The organism is Caulobacter sp. P1_B12_2 (assembly GCF_056406675.1).
In genome coordinates this window covers 1-4727 of the sequence record NZ_JBFTZS010000367.1, presented here as the reverse complement: position 1 = coordinate 4727, position 4727 = coordinate 1, and the positions used below count along the sequence as shown (strand labels likewise).

Annotated in this window: 3 protein-coding genes; 1 reads left to right on the top strand and 2 read right to left on the bottom strand. The window is 69.5% G+C overall.

Annotated features, from left to right (window positions below; genetic code table 11):
* Positions 1 to 772: glycoside hydrolase family 28 protein (locus AC1DZ6_RS19245; RefSeq protein WP_477098750.1), on the bottom strand; the 772-nt coding region annotated here is incomplete at its 3' end.
* Positions 773 to 987: 215 nt separating this feature from the next.
* Here AC1DZ6_RS19245 and AC1DZ6_RS19240 point away from each other — a divergent pair.
* Positions 988 to 2022, top strand: coding sequence for a LacI family DNA-binding transcriptional regulator (locus AC1DZ6_RS19240; RefSeq protein ID WP_477098749.1), 1035 nt, complete (start codon positions 988 to 990; stop codon positions 2020 to 2022).
* Here AC1DZ6_RS19240 and AC1DZ6_RS19235 read toward each other — a convergent pair.
* Positions 2019 to 4727: TonB-dependent receptor (locus AC1DZ6_RS19235; protein ID WP_477098748.1), on the bottom strand; the 2709-nt coding region annotated here is incomplete at its 5' end. The genes AC1DZ6_RS19240 and AC1DZ6_RS19235 overlap by 4 nt on opposite strands.

Below are 4727 nucleotides of genomic sequence, written 5' to 3'. Positions count from 1 at the left end.
GGTTCTCAGTCGGCCGCGCATAGCCCAGGGCGAACGAGCTCTTGGGGCAGATGCCGTCGTCCCATGGCGAGTTGATCGTGCAGTTGGTCACCCGCACGTTGCGGCAGCAGTCGATGTCCAGGCCGTCGCGGTTGGTGTCGACGATCAGATTATCGATCGTCATGTTATCGACGCCGGTCGCCAGCAGGGCGAACCAGCCGCCTTGCAGGATCTTGAAGTCGCGCAGCAGCACGTTGCGGCAGTTCTTCAGGGCGATGGCCTTGTCGCCGACGCCAGGCCCGCTGACGTCCGGCGGATCGTCGGGGAAGCGATGGCCGCGCGTCAGGCCCTTGCCCCAGATCAGGCCGGTCCCGACGATGGCGATATCGTGCAGGCCCTCGCCGAAGATCAGGCTGTTGGTCCAGTGGCTGTGACCGTAGTCCTGGAAGGCGTTGCCGGCCCCGGCGCCCGGATCGTCATAGCCGTTCGGCGCCACGCCGGTGGGGGCGGCGGCCAGAACGACCGCGCCTTCGCCCAGGTGCAGGGTGACCTTGCTCTTCAGGCGCAGGGTGTAGCAGGCGTAGGTTCCGGGCGGGAAATGCACTACCCCGCCGCCGTGCGACGCGGCGGCGTCGATGGCCTTGTTGATGGCGGGGGAGTCGATGGCCGCGCCGTCGCCGACGGCGCCGAAGTCGCGGACATTGAACCAGTGGGCGGTCGGGTCGGTGGGCTTGGGCTGAGCGTTGGCGACGCCGGCGGACAGCGCCGATGCGCCCGTCAGACCCGCGAGCACGAGGCCTCTTCGATCCAGTCTCATCCCGCGCGTCCCCTCTTGAAAACCTGTCTTCCGCAGGTCCGTTGCTGGCAGGAAACATTCGGCGACCAGGGGTGTCAAATGTTTTTGGTACCGGTAGCATTCTATTTGCCAGCGCTGGCACAGCTGATGCTAGCGCTGGCAACGCTGTCACAGGCGCGCTATGCCATATCGTGGGAAACGGGAGGGTTTCGGTGGCTCAAGGCGAACTCGGCGCGGCGCTGTCGGTGACGATCGACGATGTGGCCCTGGCGGCGGGCGTTTCGATTCGCACGGTGTCGCGGGTGCTCAACAAGGCGCCCAACGTCGGCGACGAGACCCGAAAGACCGTCCTGGAGACCATCGCGCGGCTGGGCTACAGCCCCAGCATCCGCGCCCGGGCCCTGGCCTCGGGGCGCTCGTTCCTGATCGCGGTGGTGCAGGACGATCCCAACGCCCACGTGATCAGCGCCCTGCAGCGCGGCATCGTCGAGGCCTGCTCGAAGCACGGCTACGAACTGGTCGTCCACCCGGTGCGGTTCGGCGACCCCGAGGTGGCCGCCGACGTCGAGAGCTTCGTGCGCCGCTCGCGGGTGGACGGGTTGATCGTCCTGCCGCCGACCTCCGAGATCGCGGCCATCCCCGCGCGCCTGACCCAGCTGGGCGTGCCGTCGGTGGGCATCGCCTCGGTGTCGCTGCCGGAATATCCCTGCATGCTGGTCAGCGACGAGCGCGGGGCGACGTTCGAGCTGGGCCGGCGCCTGGTCGAGCTGGGACACCGTCGGATCGCCCTGATCGAAGGCCCGCCGCACTTCCGTTCAGCCCAGGAGCGCAAGGCCGGCTTCCTGGCCGCGCTGCCGGGGCCCATGCCGCCGGCCTACCTCCAGAGGGGCGACTACGGCTTCGAGAGCGGCCTGGCCGCCGCAGAGGCTCTGCTGTCCCTAGACCCGCCGCCGACCGCGATCTTCGCCTGCAACGACATCATGGCCGCGGCGGTGCTCAAGGCGGCCCGCGAGCGCGACATTCACGTGCCTGGCCAGCTGTCGGTGGCCGGGTTCGACGACAGCGACCTAGCCGCGATGATCACCCCGGCCCTGACGACCATCCGCCGGCCGCTGACCGAGATGGCCCGGCTGGCGACCGAGAGCCTGCTGGCCATGATCGACAATCCGCACGGGGTTCAGCCGCACGAGCCGATCGCCKTGAGCCTGATCCAGCGCCAGTCGATGGGGCCCGCCGAACCGGCCTAGAACCGCATCTCCAGTCCCATGCGGAACTCTCGGCCGGTGTGGTGTTGGTAGTTGGCCAGGTCGCTGGTGTCGGAGAACTGGCGCTGAGCCGTGTTCAGCAGGTTGCCGGCCGCTGCCGTCGCCCACCATCGCGGCGCGATCCGATAGCGGGCTGAGAGATCCAGGCTGGTGTAGGCGTTGACGCCGTCCACGTCGGCGCCGGTCGGGGCGGGGACGGCGGTCAGGTAGCGGCCGCGATGCGACAGGGTCCCGCGCAGGTCCAGGCCGTTGCGGCGATAGGCGGCCGTCACCGTACCCACGACGCGCGGCGAGCCCAGGCTGTCGTGGGCGATGAACGGCGCGCCGTCGAGGCTCCAGAAGCGCATGCGCGAGCGGGTGTAGGTCACGCCGGCCCGGAGACTCCAGCCGCGCAAGGCTGGCGTGGCCAGGTCGAGCGGGGCCTGAAGCGCCAGCTCCAGCCCGTCCAGATGTCCGCCGCCGCGATCGGTGCGGGTCAGGAACTGCCAGATCGGCAGCTCCGGCGCGCAGCCCGGCAGGCGGCCGCACGCGGTCGACGCCACGCTGTCGGGCAGCCCGAACGGATTGTCCGAGAACACCGTCGGCGCGGTGGAGGTGACCTGGACGGCGGAATGCAGGGTCTTGTGGAAGAAGGCGGCCGAGACGACCGCTCCGGGGGCGAAGTACCATTCCACCGCGACGTCCAGGGTGTCGGCCCGCGCGGGGCGCAGGAACGGGTTGCCGGAAGACACCGACCGCAAGCCGCCCGTCGAGACGTTGATCCCGGGACGCAGGCTGCGCAGGTCCGGCCGGGACATCACCCTGGCGGCGGCGAACCGCAGCAGCAGGTCGTCGCGCGGCTCGACGGCCAGGTTGAACGACGGGAGCAGGTCGTCATAGTCGCGCGTCGCCGAGATCGGGGCCACGAAGTTCGGCGCGTTCGCATCAATGCTGAAGCCGTGAGAGGTCTGACGGGTGTGGGCGTAGCGCAGGCCGAAGTCGCCGCGCAGCGACAGGACGGCCGGCACGGAGAAGGCCCCCTGCAGATAGCCGGAGCTGTCATGCTCCTCGACCGCGTAGTTGAGGCCCAGAAGCGGTTCGGGACCCAGCTCCAGAGTCCTGCAGTCATTGGACCAGCAGGCGTCTCGGAACAGGGCGAAGGCCTTGGCGACATCGGGCGCCAACCAGGCTTCAGGCGTGCCGGCCGCGGCGGCGAAGCGAGTGGACCAGGCCTGTCGCAGATAGGCCGACGCCGGGATCGCGGCGAGGGCGGACGGGATGTCGGCGTTGAGGTTGGCGATCGTGCCGTCCGACCGCGCCATGGCGACCGCATCGGTGCGGTAGACCTTGTGCTGCAGTCCGCCGCGCAAGGTCAGGCTGGTCGAGGGTGTCCATTCCAGGTCGAGGCCGGCGGTCTTGAAGCTGTTGTCTACCCAGTTCGGTTCGGACCGCAGTTCGGCCAACGACCAGTTCGCCGGGCTGGCCAGATCGGTCGAGCCGAAGTCGATCAACGGCCGCCGATGGTCGCTGAAGTCGTAGGCGAAGCCCTGGACGTCGTACTGATCCAGCTGGACCGTGGCCTGCGTCGGATTGCCGAAATCGGACCGGCTGTAGCCGGCCACGGCCTTCAGCGTCAGTTGGTCCGACAGGCGGTGGCTGACCGACAGGGTGGTCTGGCGGAAGATGGTCTTCAGCTGGTCGAATCGCGACTCGGCGCGGACGTCGACATTGTCGAACGTTCCCGCGATCAGCACCGGCAGGCCCGGCCTGGGGGTGACGATGGTGGCGTCCCGCACCCGCACCGCGGCCAGGCCGCAATTGGGATTGAGCGGCGCCTGGCAGGCCCCGGCCGTGCGAAAGGTGAAGCTCTCCAGCAGGTCTTCGCGTCGCTCCGAGGACAGTTCGGAATAGAGAACGTCCAGGGCCACCTGGGTGCGGTCGGACGGCCGCCATTGCAGGCTGCCGGTCAGGCCCAGGCGCTCCTGCTCGATGCGGAAGGCTTCCAGCCGGGGGATGCGGGGATGCAGGGCGGCGTTCAGCAGGGCCAGGTCCGGCGCGCCGGGGGCGGTCGCGCCAAAGCCGGGATAGACCGTGTCGCCGTCCTGCCACTGCCCGGCGTTGGTGCCGACGTCCTCGACCACCCGTTTCGCGTAGGCTCCGGAGATCAACACCCCGAACCGGTCGTCCTGCGTGCTGCGCGACAGGATCGCCGAGACCCGGGGGACGGCCTTGTCGCTCCCGAAATTATAGGCGCCCTCGACCGTCAGCTGGACCCTGGAGCGCGGGCCGTCCAGCGGCGAGCGGGTCTGCAGGTCGACCGTGGCGCCCAACGAGCCTTCGTCGATATCGGCCGACGGGGTCTTCTGCACGCGGATCTGGTTGAAGAGGTCGGCGGCGAAGACGTTGAAGTCGAAGGCCCGGCCGCGATTGGTGCCGCCGCCGGCGTTCGAGCCGCCGAACGTCGCCAGGGTTTCCATGCCGTTGATGCGCACACGGGTGAACTCGCTGCCGACCCCGCGCACGCTGACCTGCCGGCCTTCGCCGCCGTCGTTGGTGACGGCCACGCCGGGCAGCAGCTGCATGGCGCTGCCGAGGCCCGGATCGGCCAGGCTGCGCAGGTCGTCGCCCAGCAGGATGTCGCTGCTCTCGGCGGACAGGCGCTTCATGCGCAGGGCCTCGCTGCCGGGGTCGCGGGCGACGACCTGGAC